Annotated in this window: 19 protein-coding genes; 10 read left to right on the top strand and 9 right to left on the bottom strand. The window is 70.9% G+C overall.

Annotation, left to right across the window (positions count from 1 at the left end; translation table 11 throughout):
• The first annotated feature begins 24 nt into the window (after positions 1 to 24).
• Positions 25 to 864, top strand: a complete 840-nt coding sequence (locus DX116_RS08575; RefSeq protein ID WP_119703691.1) for an alpha/beta fold hydrolase — start codon at positions 25 to 27, stop codon at positions 862 to 864.
• Positions 861 to 1,409 carry a hypothetical protein gene (locus tag DX116_RS08570; protein WP_119703690.1) on the top strand — a complete coding sequence of 183 codons (549 nt, stop codon included), beginning with the start codon at positions 861 to 863 and terminating at the stop codon, positions 1,407 to 1,409. The genes DX116_RS08575 and DX116_RS08570 overlap by 4 nt, the downstream gene beginning before the upstream one ends.
• Here the strand turns inward: DX116_RS08570 and DX116_RS08565 are convergent.
• Positions 1,399 to 2,238 carry an exonuclease domain-containing protein gene (locus DX116_RS08565; RefSeq protein WP_119703689.1) on the bottom strand — a complete coding sequence of 280 codons (840 nt, stop codon included), beginning with the start codon at positions 2,236 to 2,238 and terminating at the stop codon, positions 1,399 to 1,401. The genes DX116_RS08570 and DX116_RS08565 overlap by 11 nt on opposite strands.
• Before the next feature lie 111 nt (positions 2,239 to 2,349).
• Between DX116_RS08565 and DX116_RS08560 the strand changes: the two genes are divergently transcribed.
• Positions 2,350 to 2,874, top strand: a complete 525-nt coding sequence (locus tag DX116_RS08560) for a hypothetical protein (protein ID WP_147393626.1) — start codon at positions 2,350 to 2,352, stop codon at positions 2,872 to 2,874.
• Positions 2,875 to 2,950: 76 nt separating this feature from the next.
• On the opposite strand, the gene DX116_RS08555 is transcribed toward DX116_RS08560, so the two are convergent.
• The 8 genes from DX116_RS08555 to DX116_RS08520 all read right to left on the bottom strand — a co-directional run bounded on the left by DX116_RS08555 (position 2,951) and on the right by DX116_RS08520 (position 11,637).
• The gene (locus tag DX116_RS08555) at positions 2,951 to 3,652 is read right to left on the bottom strand and encodes a gamma-glutamyl-gamma-aminobutyrate hydrolase family protein (protein ID WP_119703687.1); all 702 of its coding nucleotides are present in this window, start codon (positions 3,650 to 3,652) and stop codon (positions 2,951 to 2,953) included.
• A gap of 25 nt (positions 3,653 to 3,677) precedes the next feature.
• Positions 3,678 to 4,445, bottom strand: coding sequence for a 3-oxoacyl-ACP reductase (locus DX116_RS08550; protein ID WP_119703686.1), 768 nt, complete (start codon positions 4,443 to 4,445; stop codon positions 3,678 to 3,680).
• A 35-nt stretch (positions 4,446 to 4,480) separates the two neighbouring features.
• Positions 4,481 to 5,833 (bottom strand): aldehyde dehydrogenase family protein, encoded by a 1,353-nt coding sequence (locus DX116_RS08545; RefSeq protein WP_119703685.1) that lies wholly within the window; start codon positions 5,831 to 5,833, stop codon positions 4,481 to 4,483.
• Between the two features lie 138 nt (positions 5,834 to 5,971).
• Positions 5,972 to 7,330, bottom strand: coding sequence for a glutamine synthetase family protein (locus DX116_RS08540; protein WP_119703684.1), 1,359 nt, complete (start codon positions 7,328 to 7,330; stop codon positions 5,972 to 5,974).
• Positions 7,331 to 7,397: 67 nt separating this feature from the next.
• Positions 7,398 to 8,120, bottom strand: a complete 723-nt coding sequence (locus tag DX116_RS08535) for a FadR/GntR family transcriptional regulator (protein WP_233556604.1) — start codon at positions 8,118 to 8,120, stop codon at positions 7,398 to 7,400.
• 49 nt (positions 8,121 to 8,169) lie between these two features.
• On the bottom strand, positions 8,170 to 9,705 hold the full coding sequence (locus DX116_RS08530) for an amino acid permease (RefSeq protein WP_119703683.1): 1,536 nt from the start codon (positions 9,703 to 9,705) through the stop codon (positions 8,170 to 8,172).
• A gap of 150 nt (positions 9,706 to 9,855) precedes the next feature.
• A complete protein-coding gene (locus DX116_RS08525) occupies positions 9,856 to 10,461 on the bottom strand; it encodes a hypothetical protein (RefSeq protein WP_119703682.1) in 606 nt (201 codons plus the stop codon).
• Between the two features lie 36 nt (positions 10,462 to 10,497).
• Entirely contained in the window at positions 10,498 to 11,637 is a 1,140-nt protein-coding gene (locus tag DX116_RS08520; protein ID WP_119703681.1) for a peptidoglycan-binding domain-containing protein, read from the bottom strand.
• A 117-nt stretch (positions 11,638 to 11,754) separates the two neighbouring features.
• Between DX116_RS08520 and DX116_RS08515 the strand changes: the two genes are divergently transcribed.
• The 7 genes from DX116_RS08515 (at position 11,755) to DX116_RS08485 (ending at position 18,861) form a co-directional block, all read left to right on the top strand.
• Positions 11,755 to 14,619, top strand: coding sequence for a Na+/H+ antiporter subunit A (locus DX116_RS08515; protein ID WP_119703680.1), 2,865 nt, complete (start codon positions 11,755 to 11,757; stop codon positions 14,617 to 14,619).
• On the top strand, positions 14,616 to 15,125 hold the full coding sequence (locus tag DX116_RS08510) for a Na(+)/H(+) antiporter subunit C (protein ID WP_119703679.1): 510 nt from the start codon (positions 14,616 to 14,618) through the stop codon (positions 15,123 to 15,125). Before DX116_RS08515 ends, DX116_RS08510 begins: the two co-directional genes overlap by 4 nt.
• Entirely contained in the window at positions 15,122 to 16,726 is a 1,605-nt protein-coding gene (locus tag DX116_RS08505; protein ID WP_119703678.1) for a Na+/H+ antiporter subunit D, read from the top strand. Before DX116_RS08510 ends, DX116_RS08505 begins: the two co-directional genes overlap by 4 nt.
• 79 nt (positions 16,727 to 16,805) lie before the next feature.
• Entirely contained in the window at positions 16,806 to 17,360 is a 555-nt protein-coding gene (locus DX116_RS08500) for a Na+/H+ antiporter subunit E (protein WP_119703677.1), read from the top strand.
• A complete protein-coding gene (locus DX116_RS08495) occupies positions 17,357 to 17,689 on the top strand; it encodes a monovalent cation/H+ antiporter complex subunit F (RefSeq protein WP_119703676.1) in 333 nt (110 codons plus the stop codon). Before DX116_RS08500 ends, DX116_RS08495 begins: the two co-directional genes overlap by 4 nt.
• The gene (mnhG, locus tag DX116_RS08490) at positions 17,686 to 18,054 is read left to right on the top strand and encodes a monovalent cation/H(+) antiporter subunit G (RefSeq protein ID WP_119703675.1); all 369 of its coding nucleotides are present in this window, start codon (positions 17,686 to 17,688) and stop codon (positions 18,052 to 18,054) included. Before DX116_RS08495 ends, mnhG begins: the two co-directional genes overlap by 4 nt.
• A gap of 9 nt (positions 18,055 to 18,063) precedes the next feature.
• Positions 18,064 to 18,861, top strand: coding sequence for an exodeoxyribonuclease III (locus tag DX116_RS08485; protein ID WP_119703674.1), 798 nt, complete (start codon positions 18,064 to 18,066; stop codon positions 18,859 to 18,861).
• Positions 18,862 to 18,874 lie beyond the last annotated feature (13 nt).

Raw genomic sequence — 18,874 nt, 5'->3', positions numbered from 1 at the left:
TGCCGGACGACACCAGGAGACCGCATGACCTTCGACACCACCACCCCCGTGACCGTCGGCGACCTGACCTTCGACGTCCGGTTCGCCGGCCCCGACGACGGCGCCCCGGTCTTCTTGCTGCACGGATTCCCCGAGACGTCGCTGTCGTGGACGCAGGTCGCTGCGCAGCTGGCCGAGGCCGGCCTGCGGGTCGTCGCGCCCGACCAGCGGGGCTACTCCCCCGGCGCCCGGCCCGAGGGCGTCGCCGCCTACACGACCGACCTGCTGGTCGCCGACGTCATCGGCCTGGCCGACGCGCTCGGCATCGGGTCGTTCGACGTCGTCGGCCACGACTGGGGATCGGTCGTCGCCTGGCTCGTCGCCGCCGCGCACCCCGAGCGGGTCCGATCGCTGACCGCGGTGTCGGTGCCCCACCTGCGCGCCTACAACGACGCCCTGCGCAACGACCCCGACCAGCGCGAGAAGGGCGCCTACATGCAGGTGTTCCGCCAGGAGGGCACGGCCGAGGAGCTGCTGCTCGCCGACAGCGCCCGGCGGCTGGTCGCGATCTACGGCGACGCGGTGCCCACCGCGCTCGCGGTGCGCTACGTCGCCCACCTCGCCGAGCCGGGAGCGCTCACCGCGGCCCTGAGCTGGTACCGGGCCATGACGGCCGAGCTGGCGTCCGCCCCGCGTACCGTCGTGCCGACGACCTTCGTGTGGGGCGCGCACGACCAGGCCATCGGACGCGTGCCGGCCGAGGCGTGCGGCGACTTCGTCGACGCCGACTACCGCTTCGTCGAGCTGTCCGACATCGGTCACTGGGTGCCCGAGCAGGCCCCGGACGCGCTGGCCGAGGCCGTCCTCGACCGCATCCGGGCGTGACCACCGGCGGCCACGCGGCCCAGCGCTGGCAGTCCTGGATCCTCGAGGGCGTCGCGGCCTGTGGCGGGTCCGCCTCGCCCATCGACGTGTCCCGGCAGGTCTGGTCGCGCCATCGCGCCGAGATCGAGGCGCTGGGCGACCTGCTCTATGTCTGGCAGCTCGAGCTGCGCGACGCGGCCGACGCCATGATCGCCACGGGGCTGCTCGCGTCCGACGACGACGGGTGGACGGTCGCCGACGGCGAGGCGGCGCGAGCCGTCGCCGCGCGACCCGCCGGCTGGAGCGACGACGAGATCGCGGTGGCGGTCGAGGCCTACGTCTCGCTGCTGCGCGACCGCGACGCGGCCCGCCCGCTGCGACGTCAGGAGGCCGCAGCCCGGGTGCGCGAGCACACCGGGCGAACGAGCGTCGCGGTCGACGCGATGTTCGCCAACATCTCTGCGGTCGTGCAGGAGATGGGCGTCGAGTTCTTGACCGCGTACGCGCCGCGCTCGAACGTGCCCCGTGGCGTGCGGCCCGCCGTCGAGGACGCGCTCAGGCCATGACGGCCGGCGCCGCGACAGCGGCCAGGGGCCAGCCGGCCGGGTCGTCGAGGGTTCGCCCGACCCGGCGGGCGTAGGCGTTCCAGTCGTCGGCGCGGTCGGCGAACCAGCTGCGCTGACGGATCATCAGGTCGGCGAGCGTGCCGGCGGCGACGGCGGGGTGCCGCATGCCGATCTCGTCGGCGATGTCGCGCGCCGCCCGGGCGTCGGCCGACGCGTCGTGGGCGTTGTCGAGCGCGACGCCGTAGTAGGCCGCCACGTCGGTGAGCCGGCGCGGGCCGAGCTCGCCCCGCTGGATGCCCCAGTCGATGACGAACGGGTCGACGACGAGCAGCCGGTTCCAGTCGGGCTGCTCGACGCCCCACCGCTCGGCCTCGGCGCGCAGCATCGTCAGGTCGTAGGCGGCGTTGTAGACGACCAGGCCGATCTCGCGGTCGATCAGGTCCTGCACCCACGCGACGATGCCGGCGATGGCCTCGGGCGGCTTCGGGGCGCCCACCAGCGCCTCGGCGGTCAGGCCGTGGACGGCCGCCGAGGCCGCGGGGATCTCGACACCGGCGTCGATCAGCCCGCACAGGTCGGTGCCGCGGTCGCCCAGCAGCGCGTAGCTGAGCACACGGTCGGTCGCGGGGTCGATGCCGGTGGTCTCGAAGTCGAGCGAGGCCAGCGGGGCCACGTGCCAGCCCGGGTGGTCGCCACGCGGCGGCGGGGTGGGCGTGCAGCCCGCGCAGACCGTCTGCCACCGGCCCGGGAGGCCGATGAGACGGCCGGCAGCGATCGCGACCGCGATGCCGCACGCCGCGCAGAGTCCTGGGTACTTGTTGAGCCTCACGCGTACCTCCTGCCGACCACGCTAGCCGCGCACCCCGACACGTCCGGCCCGCGACACGCGACCGGCACGACGGACCCGCGGCGTCCGAGGTGACGCATGTACGGTCACGAGATGCGCCGCGTCCTCGTCCTCCTCGTGACCTGTGTGGTGCTGGCAGGGTGCGCCAACGAGGGTAAGCCGACGATCGGCGCCGCGGAGCTGTCGCAGCAGCGCGATCGCGTCGACTCCGTCGCGCAGCGCGTGGTCGCCGCGCTCGCCACCGGGGTCGGCGCCCAGCCGCCGAGCCCCGACAGCCTCGGGCGCGGCCTCTACACGGGCTGCGACAACGGCGACCCCGACGAGGCCGCGTACTTCATCGACACCTTCGTGACGTACGACGTCCGGCCGCCCGCGCAGGCGGCCGACGACGTGGCGCGGGCACTCGACAACGGCGAGCTGAGCAGGAGCGGCCTGGAGACGACGGGTGGCGGCATGTTCACGGTCGACGGATTCCAGGTCGTCCTCTCGTCGCAGGAGAAGCGCGGCGGATCAGCCGGACAGAACATCTTCGTCAGCACCGACTGCCTCCGGATCGGCAAGAAGGTCATCGCCGCCTTCAACGCCCGCAACGGCCGCGACGTCGCCGTCAGCCCCTGACTCGGGCGGTGACCTGGCGACCCATCAAGGGCCCGGACAGGTCGCTAGGTCACCGCCTCCAGCCGGGACAGGTCGCTCAGTCACCGCCCTCGGAGGCCGCCGCCGCGACCAGCGCCCGGAACAGCCCCGCGTCGTCGCGTGTCTCGGGGTGCCACTGCACCGCGAGCCGGAACCGGTGGCCCGGGTGCTCGATGGCCTCGAGCGTCCCGTCGGCGGCGCAGGCCGCAGCGACGAAGCCCGGGTGGTCGCGCACCGCCTGGTGGTGGTGGCAGCGCACGGAGCCCTTGTCACCGATCGCCGCGGCCAGCCGCGTGCCCGGCAGCACGTCGACGTCGACGTCGCCGAACTCGGCGCCGCCCGGCGAGTGACGCTCGGAGCCGACGACGTCGGGCACGTGCTGCACGAGCGTCCCGCCGGCGTGGACGGCCATGACCTGCATGCCGCGGCAGATGCCGAGCACCGGCAGGTCAACCGGGGCCGCGTCGAGCAGGGCGAGCTCCCACGCGTCGCGGTCCTCGCGCCACGACGCCGTCCGGGCGTGGGGCTCGGCGTCGTAGCGGGACGGGTCGACGTCCGCTCCACCCGCGATCAGCAGCCCGTCGAGTCGTGCGACCACGGCGGACGCCGCATCGTCCGCGCCCGGCGGGAGCAGCACCGGCACCCCGCCGGCCCGCTCGACCGACTGCGCGTAGGCAGCCGGCAGGACGTCCGCGAGCTGGTCCCACACCCCCCACCGGGCCTGCTCCCGGTAGGTGGAGACGCCGATCAGCGGCTTCACGTCACGCTCCTCACGGCACCGTCGCTCACAGCGGGGTGACGTAGGCTCCGGAAATGCCGCCGTCGACCAGGAACGTCGACGCCGTGATGAACGACGACTCGTCCGAGGCGAGGAACAGCACGGCGTTGGCCATCTCGACGGGCTCGGCGAAGCGTCCGACCGGCACGTGCACGAGCCGGCGGGCCGCCCGTTCGGGATCGGATGCGAACAGCTCCTGCAGCAGCGGCGTGTTGACCGGGCCGGGGCACAACGCGTTGACGCGGACGCCCTCGCGCGCGAACTGCACCCCCAGCTCGCGCGACATCGACAGCACCCCGCCCTTCGATGCCGAGTACGAGATCTGCGACGTGGCAGCACCCATCACCGCGACGAACGAGGCGGTGTTGATGATCGACCCCGACTTCTGCTCGAGCATGTAGGGCAGCGCGGCCTTGCAGCACAGGTAGACGCTGGTCAGGTTGACGTCCTGCACGCGCTTCCAGGCCTCGAGGTCGGTGTCGAGGATCGAGTCGTCCTCGGGCGGGCTGATGCCGGCGTTGTTGAACGCGATGTCGACCGAGCCGTAGGTGTCCTTCGCGGTCTGGAACAGCGCGTCGACCTGCTCCTTGTCGGTGACGTCGACGTGCACGTAGGTGCCGCCGACCTCCTTCGCGATCTCGGTGCCCTTGGCGTCGTCGAGGTCGCCGATGACGACCTTGCCGCCCTCCTCGGCGAACCGGCGCACGGTCGCCAGACCGATGCCCGATGCGCCGCCCGTGACGACGGCGGTCTTGCCTGCGATGCGTCCTGCCATGTGTGGTCGTTCCGTTCTGCTGGGTGGTGGGGGGATCAGTCGTGGGAGAAGAAGACGTTCTTGACGTCGGTGAAGGACTGCGGGGCGTCGGGACCCAGCTCGCGACCCAGACCCGACTGCTTGAAGCCGCCGAACGGCGTCCAGTACCGCACGGACGAGTGCGAGTTGACGCTCAGCGCCCCCGCCTCGACGGCCCGTGAGACCCGCAGCGCGCGACCGAGGTCGCGCGTGAAGATCGACCCCGAGAGCCCGAGGTCGGAGTCGTTGGCGAGCTCGACGGCGTGCGCCTCGTCGTCGAACGGCATGACGGCGACGACGGGTCCGAAGACCTCCTCGCGCCAGATGCGCTCGCCGGGGTCGTCGGACAGGACGACCGTCGGCGGGCACCAGTAGCCGGGGCCGTCGGGCGCCGAGCCGGTGAACGCAACCTCGGCCTCGTCGACGTAGCCGCGGACGGTCGACAGCTGACGTGCCGAGATCAGCGGCCCCATCTCGCTCGAGCGGTCGGTGGGGTCGAGCACGCGGACGGCCTTCACGGCGGGCTCGAGCAGCGAGACGAACTCGTCGTACGCCGACCGCTCGACCAGGATGCGCGACCGGGCGCAGCAGTCCTGGCCCGCGTTGTCGAACACCGCGGACGGCGCGGAGGCCGCGGCCCTGGCCAGGTCGGAGTCGGCGAAGACGATGTTGGCGCTCTTGCCGCCGAGCTCGAGCGTCACCCGCTTCACCTGGTCGGCGGCGCCGCGCATGATCTGCTGGCCGACCTTGGTCGACCCCGTGAAGCACACCTTGCGCACCGCGGGGTGGGTCACGAACCGCTCGCCCACGACGGGCCCTCGCCCTGGGATGATCGTCAGGACGCCTTCGGGCAGCCCCGCCTCGCGCCCGAGCTCGCCGAGCCGGATCGCGGTCAGCGGCGTCAGCTCGGCGGGCTTCAGGACGACGGTGTTGCCGGCGGCCAGTGCGGGCGCGAAGCCCCAGCCCGCGATCGGCATCGGGAAGTTCCAGGGCACGATGATGCCGACGACGCCGAGCGGCTCGTGGAACGTGACGTCGATGCCTCCCGCGACGGGGATCTGGTGGCCCGTCAGCCGCTCGGGCGCGGCGGAGTAGTAGTTGAGCACGTCGCGGACGTTGCCCGCCTCCCACGTCGCGTTGCCCCACGTGTGACCAGCGTTGCGGACCTCGAGGGCCGCGAGCTCGTCGACGTGCTCGTCGACCAGGGCCGCGAACCGGCGCAGGATCCGGGCCTTCTCGCCCGGCGCGACGTCGCGCCACGCCGGGAAGGCCGCGGCGGCGCGCTCGATCGCCGCATCGGTGGCCGCGAGGTCGGCCATCTCGACCTCCGCCACGACCTCCTCGGTCGCCGGATTCACCACGGAGTACATGTCAGTCACTAGTTCCCTTTCATCGATACGTCAGCCCGTGTCCCGACCACGGGACCGGAGCCCGCCCGCGGGCGGAGGTCAGGCGCCCACGCGGAGCGTGGTGGCGACGGAGTCGCCTGCGGGCGAAGCCCGTGCGCCTCAAAGCCGCTCGAACCCGCGCTTCAGCTCCCAGTCGGTCACGGCGGCGTCGAAGGCCTTGAGCTCGACGTCGGCCATGTTGGTGTAGTGGTCGACGACCTCGTCGCCGAGGACGGCGCGGGCGATCGCCGAGCCGTGGAAGGCCTCGCGGGCCTCGCGCAGCGTGGTCGGCACCTTGGGCTTGCCCGAGGTGTACGCGTTGCCGGTCTGCTCGGGCTCGAGCTCCAGACCGTGCTCGATGCCGTACAACCCGCCGCCGAGCATCGCGGCGAGCGCGAGGTACGGGTTGGCGTCGCCGCCGGGCACCCGGTTCTCGAGCCGGGCGCTCGGGCCGTGCCCCACGAGGCGGACGGCGCACGTGCGGTTGTCGAGCCCCCACGCGATCGCCGTCGGGGCGAACGAGCCGTCGGCGAAGCGCTTGTACGAGTTGATGTTGGGCGCGTAGAGCAGCGTGAAGTCGCGCATCGTCGCGAGGATGCCGGCGATGAAGTGGTCGTACACGGCGCTGCGTCCGTCGCCGTCCCAGAACGCGAGCCCACCGTCGGTCGCGCGCAGCGACAGGTGGATGTGGCACGAGTTGCCCTCGCGCTCGTCGTACTTGGCCATGAACGTCAGCGCCTTGCCGTGCTGCGAGGCGATCTCCTTGGCGACGGTCTTGTAGACCGCGTGGTTGTCGGCGGTCACCACGACGTCGTCGTAGAGGAAGCCGATCTCGTGCTGACCGAAGTTGCACTCGCCCTTCGCGCCCTCGACGTTCATGCCGGCGGCGTACATCGTGTTGCGGATGTCGCGCAGCAGCGGCTCGACCCGAGTCGTCCCAACGATCGAGTAGTCGACGTTGTACTGGTTGGCGGCGGGCAGGCCGCGGTACTCGTCGCGCCACGCCTGCTCGTACGTCGTGTCGAACAGGATGAACTCGAGCTCGGTGCCGGCCAGGGCGACGTAGCCGGCCTCGGCGGCCTTGGCGACCTGTGCCTGCAGGATCGTCCGCGGCGACTGCACGACCGGGCTGTGGTCGAGCCACACCAGGTCGCACTGGATCATCACGGTCGACGGCAGGTGCTCAAGACGGCGGATCGTGTCGAAGTCCATCGCGAACTCCATGTCGCCGTAGCCCTTCTCCCACGAGCTCATGGCGTAGCCGTCGACCGTGTTCATGTCGACGTCGACGCTGAGCAGGTAGTTGCAGCCCTCGGTGCCCTGCTCGACCACGACGTCGAGGAAGTACGCGGCGTGCAGCCGCTTGCCCTGCAGACGTCCCTGCATGTCGGTGAAGGCCACCACGACGGTGTCGACGTGCCCCTCGGTGATCTGCACGCGGAGCTGCTCGAGGGTGAGGAGGTTCTTGTGCCTGGTCATGCCACGTCCTTGGTCAGCTGGGTCTTGGTGGGCTGGGTCCTGAGGGGATGGGTGGTGAGGGAAGCGGTCACAGCAGGCCTCGCAGCAGCGCAGCGGTGTCGTCGCAGTGGCGCTCCATCGTCAGGCGCGCCTCGTCGCCGTCGCCGCCGAGGATCGCCCGGACGATCGCGCCGTGCTGCTCGCGGGAGTGCTCGATGTTGCGGTCGAGCACCGGGATCGCGTCGAGCATGTCGTGCAGGCACATCTGCACGGTCGTGACGGCGTCGAGCAGCATCGGCGAGCCGGTGAGCGACGCGATCGCGAGGTGCAGCTGCGAGTCGGCCTGACGGTGCAGCGCCTTGCTGGTGGCGTGGTCGACCTTGGCCAGGGCACTCCGCAGCATCGCCACCTGCTCGTCGCCGAGGTCGATCGCCGCGGCCGCCTGCGCCGCGCCGGGCTCGACGATGCGCCGGAACTCGAGGGCGTCGAGCAGCTCGGCCAGCGGCCGCTGCAGCGAGCGCGAGCCGGGCTCTCCGGGGTGGTAGTCGACGACCGTGCCCCCTCCGCGTCCGCGGCGGGTCACGACCAGACCTGCCTCACGCAGAGCTGCGATCGCCTCGCGCAGGGTCGCCCGCGAGACGCCCATGTGCTCGGCGAGCTCACGCTCGGGCGGCAACGTGCTGCCCTGCTCGTAGACCCCGAGACGGATGGACGTCGCGAGCCGCTCGACGCAGGCCTCGAAGGCGTGGTGCCCGCGCACGGGGCGTAGCACGGCCGCCGCGAGGTGCTCGTCCAGCAGGATGTCGCTCACGACGTCCTCCCTCTCGAGTGAAAGATATGGTCTGTTATCGAACCTTATCTCAGTCCTTGAAGGCGTCGGTGACGGCCGTGTCGATCGTCATCTTGGGCCCGGTGAACCACTTCTTGGCCGACAGCTGCCACCAGATCGCCAGGACGATCAGCGTGCCGCCGGTCAGGATCGGCGCGTAGTTGACCGCGCTCCACGTGAAGTCGTCCGAGAAGATCCAGCCGGCCGGGACGAACGGCAGGATGAAGTAGACCGAGATGATCGCGATCTCGGCGACCGCCAGCAGGTTCATCCACTTGTACTTCTGGCCGTTGTTCCAGCTGCCGGGCACGAAGTCGTCGCCCATCTTCCAGCGCAGGAAGATCGGGATCGCGAACGCCAGGTACAGGCCGATGACGGCGACCGACGTCACGGCGTAGAACGCGATCGGGACGCCGCCGATGCTCTTGAGCGCCGGCAGCGTGATGATGACGCCCACGACCGCCACGAACGTCACGGCGTTGGCCGGCACCTTGGTGCGGGGGTTGACCTTGGCCCACAGCTTCGAACCGGGGATCGCGCCGTCGCGGCTGAACGCGAAGGTCATCCGCGAGGCGCTCGTCAGGCAGGCGACGGCGCAGAAGAACTGCCCGGCCGTCGAGATCGCGAGGATGGCGAAGTGCCAGCCCTCGGGCAGCGCCTGGCCGAAGATGACGTCGACCGCGCCGAAGCCGTCCGTGACGCCCTGCGGGTCCTGCACCGCGAACACGAAGGCGAGCAGCAGCAGGTAGCCGCCGATCGCGGAGTACGCGATCGAGCGCCAGATGCCCTTGGCGGCTCCCTCGGCAGCACCCTGCGTCTCCTCGGCGAGGTGGGCGGACGCGTCGAAGCCCGTGATCGTGTACTGCGTCAGCAGGAAGCCGAGCGGCAGCACGAGGAACCAGTACTTGCCGTCGAGGTAGCCCGAGTTGTTGATGCGCTCGGTGAAGACGAAGTCGATGCTCTGGTGCGAGTCGGGGATGACGACGAGGATCAGGATGACCGCGGCGGCACCTGCGACGTGCCACCAGACCGAGATGTTGTTGAGCACCGCCAGCAGGTGGCCTCCGTAGATGTTGAGCAGGGCGCCCAGGGCGAAGATCACGATGAAGGTGATGAACACACGGGTCAGCGAGTAGCCGTCGGCGTAGCTGCTGCTGATCGTGCTGAGCGTCAGGTCGAAGAACGTCGCGCACCCGTAGGCCACGGATGCCGTGACGGCCAGCAGGCCGATCAGGTTGAGCCAGCCCGTGAAGAAGCCCGTGGCAGGTCCGCCCATCTTGGCGGCCCACCAGTAGATGCCGCCGGAGGTCGGGTAGGCCGACACCAGCTCGGACATCGTGAAGCCGATGATGAGGATGAAGATCGAGATGATCGGCCAGCCCCAGGAGATGGCGACGGGACCGCCGTTGTTCCACGCCTGGCCGAAGGTCGTGAAGCAGCCCGCGAGGATCGAGATGATCGAGAACGAGATCGCGAAGTTCGAGAAGCTCGACCAGCTGCGGTTGAGCTCCTGCTTGTAGCCGAGCGATGCGAGCAGCTGCTCGTCGTCGTTGAGTTGATCCGCCATGAGTGCACCCAGCTCTCTGAAGAAGTTGGTGCACGCTACTGCGGTACGACTTCAGACCACAAGGCCTGAAAGGTGCGGATCGGGTCCTGAATCAGCATTTAACGCCACGGAAACCGCGGTCGTCGAGGTGCTGGGCGACCGATCGACGACTCAGTGGTCGTCGTCGCGGGCGCGACGCAGGTCGTCGCGCTCGTGCTTGAGACGCTTGACCTCGTTGCGCCGGTTCTTGAGGCGCATCGTGACGACGGTGAAGCCGATCACCAGCACCGCACCCACGAGCGCTCCGACGAGGGTGGCGGCGCGGAAGCCCGGCGCGTCGACGTCCATGATGCGCTCGCCCGCGTGGGCGGCGTTGCTGTTGCCCGCGACGACCGACAGCGTCAACCAGTTCGGGGCGGCCAGGGCGATCGCGACGAGCGCCACGATGCCCCGCCAGGCCCAGCTGAAGAAGCCGCGTCGCACCTGCGCCAGCAGCAGCAGGGGCACCGCGGTGAAGACGACGCCGTAGAAGAGGCCCCACGTGGTGCCGCGCGTGACGCTGCCGTCGACCTGGTCGGCGACCCGCTGCGCCCACCACCGCGGGAAGAAGGCGGCCGACATCAGGTAGACGACGTAGGCGACGCCGATCAGGACGATGATCAGCACGATGCGCCTGACCCACCGGTTCGGGGTGACGTCGGGCTGCTCACGGATGCGTCGCTCGAGGTGGTCGTCCTCGCGCTCGGGGTTGTACGCCGCCGAGTTCTGGTCGTTCATGGATTCATGATGGCAGTCCGCGGCGGTTCCGCCCGGTCAAACGAGTGACGACCGGATCGCCCGCCACTCCTCGCCCGCGACGGCGCCGTCCGCTGCGATCCCGGCCTTCTTCTGCAGACTGACGACGGCCGCCCGCGTGCGGGGCCCGAAGTAGCCGTTGCGGTCGACGAGCGACATCCCCAGCGCCTTCTGGAGGATCGCCACCGCACGCCCGGCCGCACCCTCCGACAGCCTCGTCGACGAGTACCGGTCCACGCCGTACGTCGCGGCCCTCGCACGGCTGAAGCCCGTCACGGTGCGTCGCCTGACGCTCGACCGGTCGAGCGAGGCCCACGTGGGGTGGTCGAGCGCGCCGGTGACCGGCAGGTCGTGGGCCCGCTGGTACGCCCGCACGGCGTCCCAGGTCGTCCGGTCGAACCGGGACGTCGCCGGCACGCGCAGCAGACTCTGGGCCCGCCGGACCGTGCTGCCGCTGCTGCCATACGCGCGGCTTCCGCGCGACGTCCGCACCAGGGCGGCGCTCGGCGTGCCGCACGGGACGGTCCGGGGCGCGGCGGTCGGAGGGGCGTACGAGCCCGTGAACCGCACGCACGGGCCCAGGTCGAGGGCGCCCACCCGGCCCGTCCAGAACGACGTGCTGGCCCGCGCCCCGTTCCAGCTGAACGAGACGTGCAGGTGGTCGACGTGTCCCCGACTCGCCCGCCAGCCCGCGCGGACGTTGTAGACCGACCAGATCCGCTCGTCGTAGATGACGTACATGACGCCCAGCCGCCGCGCGTTCAGCCCGTCGTCGCGGGTCAGCCAGGCGAGGAAGTCGGCCGCGGCGGCGCGCTCCGCCGGCTTGCGGGAGTCGACCATCCAGTCCATCGCCCGGCCCTCGCTGTGCTCGGAAAGCCCCTCGGTGCAGCCGCGCGAGATCGATCCCGGACGTCCGATGCCGTACGTCCGCAGCAGCAGCTCGCGCAGCATCAGCGGGCCCGGCATGTCGACGGGGTGGCACGTGACCTGCGGCAGGTACGGAGAGACCGGGTCGACGTCCGCGGGCAGCGTCACCGGAGACGTCAGACCGGTCGGGGCGGACGGCAGCGTCACGGGCGGCGGGCCCGCGGCCTCGGCCGGTGCGGCCGTCAGACCCGCAGCGACCAGCAGCACGACGACGGTCCAGACGATGCGCACGAGGTCTCCCCTCCCGAGAACGAGCGGACTCCATGGTGTGCCCCACGGGCCCCGCCTGTCTCGCCAACGGGGGAACTGACGACACGTCAGCACCCTCCGTTAGGATGGGACGACGCCATGATCGCCCTCTTGACGCTCCACTTTCTTGCTGCAGCGGGGGCGCCTGTCCTCGTCCGGGCCGTCGGACGACGAGCCTTCCTCGTCCTCGCCCTCGCGCCGGCCGCGTCGTTCGCCTGGCTGCTGCCTCACGTCGGGCGCATCACCGACGGTGGCGCGCCGCACGAGCAGCACGTCGCGTGGATCCCGACGATCGGGCTCGACCTCGACTTCGTCATCACCCCGCTCAGCGGCGTGCTGGCCCTGGTCGTCACGGGCGTCGGAGCCCTCGTCCTGGTCTACTGCACGTGGTACTTCCGACCCGGAGACACCGAGATCTGGCGCTTCTCGGGCGTGCTGACCGCCTTCGCCGGCTCGATGCTCGGGCTGGTGCTGTCCGACAACGTCTACGTGCTCTACATCTTCTGGGAGCTCACGACGGTGCTCTCGTTCCTGCTGATCGGGCACAACCCCGAGCGCCGCGCCAACCGACGGGCCGCGCTCAACGCCCTGCTGGTCACGACCTTCGGCGGTCTGGCGATGCTCGTCGGGCTCGTGATGCTCGCCGACGCGGCCGGCAGCCCCCGCCTGCAGGAGATCGTCGCCGCCCGCCCGTCCGGCACCACGGTCACGGTCGCGATCATGCTGATCCTCGTCGGCGCGATCTCCAAGTCGGCCCTCGCCCCGTTCCACTTCTGGCTGCCGGGGGCGATGGCCGCGCCCACCCCGGTCAGCGCCTACCTGCACGCCGCCGCGATGGTCAAGGCCGGCATCTTCCTCGTCGCCCTGCTGGCGCCGGCCTTCGCCGACGTGCCGGGGTGGCGGGCGATGCTGGTCGTCCTCGGCATCGTCACGATGATCCTGGGTGGCCTGCGGGCGCTGCGGCAGTACGACGTCAAGCTGCTGCTGGCGTACGGCACGGTCAGCCAGCTCGGCTTCCTCATCGCGATGGTCGGCGCGGGCACGCGATCGGCCGCGTTCGCCGGCCTCGCCCTGGTCTGCGCCCACGGGCTCTTCAAGTCGACGCTGTTCCTCGTCGTGGGCATCGTCGACCGCTCGGTCGGCACCCGCGACCTGCGCGAGCTGTCGGGCATGCGGCAGGCCATGCCGGTCCTCTTCGTCGTCACGGTCGTCGCGGCCGGCTCGATGGCCGGCCTCCCGCCGCTGTTCGGGTTCACGGCCAAGGAGAGCGGCTTCGCGGCGTTCGCCGACCTCGGGGACGACCTGGGGTGGGGCGGCTGGTCCGTGCTCGCCCTCGCCGGCATCGTCGTCGGCAGCATCCTCACCGTCGCCTACAGCGCCCGGTTCGTGTGGGGCATCTTCGCGGTCAAGCCCGGCGCCGCGATCTGCATGCCCAAGCAGTTCTCCCCCGGCTTCCAGGCGTCTCCGGTCGTCCTGGCCGTCCTGACGGTCGCGGCCGGCCTGGCCGGCCCGTGGCTCACGCCGCGCCTGATGTCGTACGCCGAGGCGATGCCCGGCGGCGCGCACGAGCCCGAGCTGACCCTGTGGCACGGCTTCAGCCTGGCGTTGGCGCTGTCGGTCGTGTGCGTCGTCGTCGGTCTGGCCCTCTTCTGGTGGCGCAAGCCCGTCGCCTCGTTCCAGCACTCCGTCGCCGACCGCGTGCGGGTGCCCGACGCCGAGCGCATCTACTACGTCCTCATGCGCGGCATCGACCGGCTGTCGGTCGAGGTCACCGGCCTGACCCAGCGAGGATCGCTGCCGATCTACCTCGGCGTCATCCTGGTCGTCCTCATCCTGGTGCCCGGAACGGCCCTGATCACGGCCTGGGACGACGTCACGGTGCGCGGCGCCGACAGCCGCATCCAGCTGGCCGCGGCGGTGCTCATGGGCGGTGCGGCGATCCTGACGGTCCGGTCGCGCCGGCGCCTGCGGGCCGTGCTGCTGGTCGGTATCACGGGCTACGGCACCGCGCTGCTGTTCGTCGCGCACGGCGCACCCGACCTCGCGCTGACGCAGATCCTGGTCGAGACCTTCCTGCTGGTCACGTTCGTGCTGGTGCTGCGGCGCCTGCCCCCGTTCTTCTCCGACCGGCCGTTCAACATCGCCCGGTGGGTGCGGGTGGCCATCGGCGTCGCCACCGGCACGGCCGTGGCGGGCTTCGCGCTGGTCGCGGCCAACGCTCGCACCGCACGTCCGGTCTCCGACGGCTTCGCCGAACCGGCCGTCGAGTACGGCGGCGGCGACAACATCGTCAACGTGACGCTCGTCGACATCCGCGCCTGGGACACCCTCGGCGAGCTGTCGGTGCTGGTCGTGGCGGCCACCGGCGTCGCGAGCCTGATCTTCCTCATCACCGACCGCTCCGGGCGTCCTCGCCGCGCCGAGCCCACCATCGGGTCCGATCCCGGCGGCAACGGGCGCTGGCTGCGCTCGGGCCGTCCGTCCACCGATGCGCGCCGGTCCGTCGTGTTCGAGGTCGTCACCCGGCTGATCTTCCACACCGTGATGCTGTTCTCGATCTACCTGATGCTGGTGGGCCACAACCTGCCCGGCGGCGGGTTCGCCGGTGGGCTCGTGGCGGGCCTCGCCCTGATGATCCGCTACCTCGCCGGAGGCCGCGCCGAGCTCGACGAGGCCGCGCCCATCGACGCCGGCATGGTGCTCGGCACCGGGCTCGCGACCGCGGCGCTCTCCGGGCTCATCCCGACCCTGCTCGGCGGCGGCGTGCTGCAGAGCGCGATCGTCGACGTCCACGTCCCCGTGCTCGGCACTCTGCACCTGGTCACGTCGGTGTTCTTCGACATCGGCGTCTACCTCGTGGTCATCGGCCTGGCGCTCGACGTGCTGCGCAGCCTCGGCGGCGGCATCGACCACCAGATCGAGGACGAGTCCGATCGCGCGACGGTCGAGGGGGCCACCGCATGACCCCGAACCTGCCCTTGGTGATCCTGGTCGGCGTGATGGTCGCCGCCGGCGTCACGCTGGTGCTCGAGCGCAGCCTCACCCGCATCCTGATCGGCTTCGTTCTCATCGGCAACGGCGTCAGCGTGCTGTTCCTCGTCGTCTCCGGGCCGGCCGGCACCGCGCCCATCGTGGGCCTGTCCGACGAGCCCATGAGCGACCCCCTGCCGCAGGCCATGGTGCTGACGGCGATCGTCATCACGCTGGGCGTCACGGCGTTCGGCCTCGCGCTGGCCTACCGGGCCTGGCAGCTCACGGGCCACGACGACGTCCAGGACGACGTCGAGGACGACCTCATCCGGCGCCGCGCCGAGCAGGACGAGACGTCCGTGACGTTCGACGAGGCCGATGCCGCCCTGCCCGACGAAGAAGGGTCCGACGCTCCGATCGAGCACCGTGAGGTCCACGAGGTTCCTGCCACGACGGTGCCCGAGGCTCTCGACGCCGACCACGAGGATGAGCTGCCGTGAACCAGATCGTGCTGCTGCCCGTCATCCTGCCGCTGCTGGGTGCCGGGCTGTGCCTGGCCTTCGGGCGCTCGGCGCGCGCCCAGCGCATCATCAGCGTGGCGATCCTGGCGCTCGTCGTCACGGTGTCGGCGGTGCTGCTCTACCGCGCCGACCACTACGGACCGCAGACCGTCAACGTCGGCGGCTGGCCGGCCGACATCGGCATTAGTCTGGTCGCCGACCGCCTGTCGGCTCTCATGCTGCTGGTGTCGACCATCGTGACGCTGTGCGTGCTGCTGTACTCCTTCGGCCAGGGCATCGTCGAGTTCGGCCGCGACGCTCCCCTGTCGGTGTTCCACCCGACGTTCCTGGTGCTGAGCGCCGGCGTCTCCAACGCCTTCCTGTCCGCCGACCTGTTCAACCTCTTCGTCGGCTTCGAGATCCTGCTCGTGTCGTCGTACGTGCTCATCACGCTGGGCGGCACCGGTGCCCGCGTGCGGTCGGGCACGATCTACATCGTCGTCAGCATGATCTCGTCGGTCGTGTTCCTCGTGGCGATCGCCTGCGTCTACGCGGCCACCGGCACGGTCAACTTCGCGGCGCTGTCGGGGCGCATCGCCGACCTGCCGCCCCAGGTGTCCAACCTGCTGCAGCTTCTGCTGCTCACGACGTTCTGCATCAAGGCGGCCGTGTTCCCGCTGTCGGCGTGGCTTCCCGACTCGTACCCCACGGCCCCCGCACCGGTCACCGCGGTGTTCGCGGGCCTGCTCACCAAGGTCGGCATCTACGCGATCATCCGCACCCAGACGCTGCTGTTCCCCGACAACGACCTGCGCACGCTGCTGCTGTGGGCCGCCGCGTTCACGATGGTCGTGGGCATCCTCGGCGCCGTCGCCCAGTCCGACATCAAGCGCATCTTGTCGTTCACCCTGGTCAGCCACATCGGCTACATGCTCTTCGGCGTGGCCCTCGGCAGCACGGCAGGGCTGTCGGGCGCGATCTTCTACATCGCCCACCACATCACCGTGCAGACGACGCTGTTCCTCGTCGCGGGCCTCGTCGAGTACCGCAGCAGCACCACCAACCTCGACAAGCTCGGCGGCCTGGCCCGCGCCGCGCCGATGCTGTCGGTGATGTTCTTCATCCCCGCCATGAACCTGGCCGGCATCCCACCCTTCTCGGGCTTCCTCGGCAAGCTCGCCCTGGTGCAGGCCGGCGTCGATGACCACCGCTGGCTCTCGTACGTCACGGTCGCGGCGGCGATCGTCACGAGCCTGCTGACGCTCTACGCGATCGCCAAGGTCTGGAACCGCGCCTTCTGGCAGCCCGCCGAGGCAGAGCACGAGGCGGGCGACGACCTCGGGGCCGACTCGCACGGCGGCTCGATGCACGGACGGTCGGGCGTGTCGACCAAGACCGAGCGCACCAGCACCTGGAAGGTCGACGACGAGCAGCAGCAGCGGCTGCCGCTCGGCATGGTCGTGCCGACGCTCATGCTCGTCGGCTGCTCGATCGCGCTCACCGTCGTGGCGGGCCCGCTGCTCGACTTCACGACCCGCGCCGCCGACGAGCTGCAGGGTCGCAGCAGCTACATCGTCGCCGTGCTGGGCGGTGGTGGCTGATGACTGAGCGCCAGCGAAGGAACGTCGAGCACATCATGGCGACGCCCCGGTACCGTCACTTCTTCTCCGGGGGGACGTCATGATGACTCGTCTCGGCCGCGGGGTCCTCACCCGCCTGCCCGTCGTCGTCGCCCTCACGATCGTGTGGGTGCTGCTGTGGGGCAACGTCGGACCGATCACCGTGCTCGGCGGCGCACTGGCCGCCCTGCTGGTCATGATCGTGTTCCCGTTCCCGTCCGTCTCCTGGGATGGCCGCTTCAGGCCCGTCGCGGCCGCGCGGCTGGTCGCGACGTTCTTCGCCGACCTGGTCGTCGCCAGCGTGCAGGTCGCCTGGATCGCCGTCCGGCCGACCGCTCCCCCGCGCAGCGCCGTCATCCGTGTGCAGCTGGCCACCCGCAGCGAGCTGCTGCTCACCATCACCGCCGAGCTGATCTCGCTCGTCCCCGGCTCGCTGCTGATCGAGCTCGACAGCCGCCGCGGCATCATCTGGCTGCACCTGCTCGACGGCAGCACGGCCGCCAAGGTCGAGCGCGGCCGCGCCAAGGCACTCGCGCAGGAGGCACGCGTCATCGCCGCGCTGGGCTCCGACTCCGAGATGACGGCCTGCCGCCAGAGCGTGGGAGGACGTCCATGACCGTCGTCGGCACCATCTGCGTCATCCTGCTGTCCATCACCGGCGTGCTGTGCATCGTGCGCATCGTCCGGGGCCCCACGATGCTCGACCGCACCGTGGCCGCCGACGTCTTCGTCGCCGCCAGTGCCGGTGCCATCGGCATCGAGGCGGCGGTCGAGCGGCACGCGACGACCCTGGCGATCCTGGTGGTCCTGTCGCTGGTCGGCTTCCTCAGCTCGGTCAGCATCGCGCGGTTCGCGGCGCCCGACACCGACCGGCGCGCCTACGACGCCGAGCCCACCGACCCCGACGACTCGACCGACACCACGCAGCGGAGGGACGCCTCATGATCGACGTCGTCGCCGGCACCCTGCTGGTCTCCGGCTCGCTGATGGCCACGATCGCCGCGATCGGCATCGTCCGGTTCCCCGACGTGCTCAGCCGCATGCACGCCGCGACCAAGCCGCAGACCGTCGGCCTGCTGCTGATCCTCACGGGCCTGGCCCTGCGCCTGCGCGACCTGTCCGACGTCACGATCATCGTGCTGATCGGGCTGTTCCAGCTGCTCACCGCGCCCGTGTCGGCCCACATGGTCGGGCGGGCCGCCTTCCGCACGGGCTTCGCCCGCCGCGACCGTCTCACGGTCTGCGAGTTCGACGCCGACGGCACCTGGGACACCGAGGACGATGGCGCCCCCGAGGGGCCGACGCGATAGGTTCGTGACGTGCGCATCGCGACCTGGAACGTCAACTCCGTCCGCAGCCGCATCGACCGCGTGACCGCGTTCCTCGAGCGTCACGACATCGATGTCCTGGCCATCCAGGAGACCAAGTGCCGCGAGGACCAGTTCCCCGGGCTCGAGCTCTCGGCGATGGGCTACGAGTTCGCCCACCGCGGCCTCAGCCAGTGGAACGGCGTCGCGATCATCTCGCGCGTGGGCCTCGACGACGTCGCGACGCAGTTCGCCGACGACCAGCCGATGTTCGGCGACCCCGAGATCGTCGAGGCGCGCTCGATCGGCGCGACGTGCGGCGGCGTGCGGGTCTGGAGCCTCTACGTGCCCAACGGCCGCGAGCTCGGCCACCCGCACTACGACTACAAGCTGCAGTGGCTCGAGCGGCTGCGCCAGGCCTCGGCGCAGTGGCTCGCCGACGACCCCACGGCGCAGATCGCGCTGACGGGCGACTGGAACGTCATCCCCACCGACGACGACGTCTGGGACGTGACGGCGTTCGAGGGCAAGACCCACGTCTCGCAGCCGGAGCGCGACGCGTTCCACGCCGTGGTCGACGCGGGCTACGCCGACGTGGTGCGGCCGTTCACGCCGGGGCCGGGCGTCTACACGTACTGGGACTACCAGCAGCTCGCGTTCCCGAAGAAGCGCGGCCTCCGCATCGACTTCGTCCTGGCGTCGCAGGCGCTCGCCTCCCGCGTCGAGACCGCCTGGATCGACCGCGAGGAGCGCAAGGGCAAGGGCGCCAGCGATCACGCTCCCGTCATCGTCGAGCTCTCCGAGATGTGACGCCCACGGCGTC

It is taken from the genome of Aeromicrobium endophyticum (assembly GCF_003586285.1).
Taxonomy (GTDB): Bacteria; Actinomycetota; Actinomycetes; order Propionibacteriales; family Nocardioidaceae; genus Aeromicrobium; species Aeromicrobium endophyticum.
Note: the sequence above shows the minus strand (reverse complement) of the source record. Positions and strands in the feature narration are given on the sequence as shown.

What these genes read in the sequence shown, in the direction of transcription:
- DX116_RS08560 (WP_147393626.1), top strand. Translation starts at nt 2,350, where the DNA reads ATGCGCCGCGTCCTCGTCCTCCTCGTGACCTGTGTGGTGCTGGCAGGG.
- DX116_RS08500 (WP_119703677.1), top strand. Translation starts at nt 16,806, where the DNA reads ATGATGACTCGTCTCGGCCGCGGGGTCCTCACCCGCCTGCCCGTCGTC.
- DX116_RS08540 (WP_119703684.1), bottom strand. Translation starts at nt 7,330, where the DNA reads ATGACCAGGCACAAGAACCTCCTCACCCTCGAGCAGCTCCGCGTGCAG.
- mnhG (WP_119703675.1), top strand. Translation starts at nt 17,686, where the DNA reads ATGATCGACGTCGTCGCCGGCACCCTGCTGGTCTCCGGCTCGCTGATG.
- DX116_RS08525 (WP_119703682.1), bottom strand. Translation starts at nt 10,461, where the DNA reads ATGAACGACCAGAACTCGGCGGCGTACAACCCCGAGCGCGAGGACGAC.
- DX116_RS08515 (WP_119703680.1), top strand. Translation starts at nt 11,755, where the DNA reads ATGATCGCCCTCTTGACGCTCCACTTTCTTGCTGCAGCGGGGGCGCCT.
- DX116_RS08545 (WP_119703685.1), bottom strand. Translation starts at nt 5,833, where the DNA reads ATGTACTCCGTGGTGAATCCGGCGACCGAGGAGGTCGTGGCGGAGGTC.
- DX116_RS08550 (WP_119703686.1), bottom strand. Translation starts at nt 4,445, where the DNA reads ATGGCAGGACGCATCGCAGGCAAGACCGCCGTCGTCACGGGCGGCGCA.
- DX116_RS08510 (WP_119703679.1), top strand. Translation starts at nt 14,616, where the DNA reads ATGACCCCGAACCTGCCCTTGGTGATCCTGGTCGGCGTGATGGTCGCC.
- DX116_RS08495 (WP_119703676.1), top strand. Translation starts at nt 17,357, where the DNA reads ATGACCGTCGTCGGCACCATCTGCGTCATCCTGCTGTCCATCACCGGC.
- DX116_RS08530 (WP_119703683.1), bottom strand. Translation starts at nt 9,705, where the DNA reads ATGGCGGATCAACTCAACGACGACGAGCAGCTGCTCGCATCGCTCGGC.
- DX116_RS08575 (WP_119703691.1), top strand. Translation starts at nt 25, where the DNA reads ATGACCTTCGACACCACCACCCCCGTGACCGTCGGCGACCTGACCTTC.